We start from the raw sequence: 1,939 nt of genomic DNA, 5'->3' as shown, positions 1-1,939 counted from the left end.
CTTCTACCTCGGGGCCAAACGGATCAACACCTTCGAAACCGGCACCACGCCGGGCGATGACCGGCAGGGCACCCTGACATCACCGGAATTCCCCATCACCAAGAATTTCATGAGCATGCTGGTCGGCGGCGGCAACCGCTCCGCGGACTCCGGACAGACCCTGGCCGCCCAGTTGCTCATCAACGGCAAGGTGGTCCGCTCCCTCGCGGGAGACAATTCCGGAGTCATGAACTGGAAAGGCTGGGACGTCTCGGAGTTCGCGGGACAGAATGCACAGTTGCGGGTCGTCGACCAGGCAACCGGCGGGTGGGGACACCTGACCCTCGACCACGTCATGCTCACCGACACCGCCGCTGTTCCCAGGTCCGATGAAGAAACCGTGAACCTGGTGGTCAACGGGGAGGTGGTCCGCACGGCCACCGGAAACGACAGTGAAACGCTCGACTGGGCGTCATGGAATGTCAAAGAATTCGTCGGCCATCAGGCACAAATCAAAATCGTCGACAATAACCGATTCGGTTGGGGCCACATCCTCGCGGACGAGTTCATGCTCTCCTCGAAACCGGCACAGTCGGCCTTGGAGTCCTATGACTGGCTGGACTACGGCCGCGACTACTACGCCAGCGTTTCCTTCGGCAACATGCCCGATAACAAACGGGTCATGCTGGGCTGGATGAACAACTGGGACTACGCCAACGACATCCCCACCAGCCCCTGGCGCAGTGCCATGGCACTTCCCCGCGAGGTCAAGCTGACCACGACCCCTGACGGCCCCCGCCTCACCCAAAGCGCTGTAAAGCAAGTGGAACAGTTGGGCGGGAAAGTCTCCTATCAGGATAAGAAGGGCGGACCGATTCCCGCCGGGACACACCAGTTGTCGGCTTCAGCATCGGGCCAGGTCCAACGAGTCGACATCGCCTTCGCGCCGGGCACGGCCAAGAAATCCGGCATCACCGTACTGGGCGATGGAGCCGCATCCACCGTCATCGGCTACGACGCCACGACCGGGAAGCTCTTCGTTGACCGCACCGACTCCGGCAACAACGCGTTCCACCCGGCCTTCGCTTCCATCGAGGCCGCCCCCGTCACCCTGGACAAGGACGGCAACATCACCATGCGGATCTACCTCGACCGCTCCTCAGTAGAGGTGTTCGCCCAGAACGGTCTGCGGACCATCACCGACCAGGTATTCCCCAACGCCGGAGCCGACAAGATGGCCCTCTTCGCAGAAGGCGGTACCGCCCAGCTCAAATCACTCACCGTGACACCGCTTGAAAAGGCAACGTTCCTGGCTGAAAAGAAGTGACTCCACCCGCCGCCTGACGGGCTCCCCAAGGAGCTGGAACTGAAGGGATTGCGCCCGGTATTGCACCGGGCTCAATCCCTTCAGTTCGTCCATACCCCGGCGGCCGAGACATCTCAGTGCTGACCTGGCTTCAGCCGGTCAGCTGACACAACAGAGGACTGGGGGCGCCAGCCCTCCCCGTAGGAGACCAATCCCCGAAGAATCTACGCATGGTTTCTGGTAGCACGGCTACCGAAAGATTCAAAGGGGACCCGCCATGCACGGCGGCCAACGGGACGCGGTACCGGATCCAAACCTGGCAGGCCGGCTGAGAGACGGCAAGGGAAAGCCCCAGAGCAGTGCGCTCATTTGGAGGAGTTCACACACGACGGGGTTGGTGAGTGCCATGGCGAGCAGGAGCAGTGCCGGGACGGAGCGAAGCTTGGTGTGCTGCTGTCAGGCTTGACGGTATATATCGTCAACCAGTTCTTGGGTGCTGCGGGTTTCGGGTCGTTGGGAAGGTGCCAGTCTTCGCCGGGGGCGTCCGGGTGTTCGCCCAGGACGTGGCGCCCGCCCAGATGACCGTTGTCGGAAACAAGCGGATGCGCGGCCCTGCACGCGTGTTGGGCAGGATCGCAATCACGTCGCTCACAA

At 62.1% G+C, this 1,939-nt stretch carries 1 protein-coding gene; it reads left to right on the top strand.

Annotated features, from left to right (window positions below; translation table 11 throughout):
* Positions 1 to 1,306 (top strand): glycoside hydrolase family 32 protein (locus AC1DEY_RS23055; protein WP_476870026.1); only part of this gene is annotated, 1,306 nt, incomplete at its 5' end.
* Between the last annotated feature and the right edge of the window lie 633 nt (positions 1,307 to 1,939).

This window comes from Arthrobacter sp. 05T47 (assembly GCF_056395825.1).
Note: the sequence above shows the minus strand (reverse complement) of the source record. Positions and strands in the feature narration are given on the sequence as shown.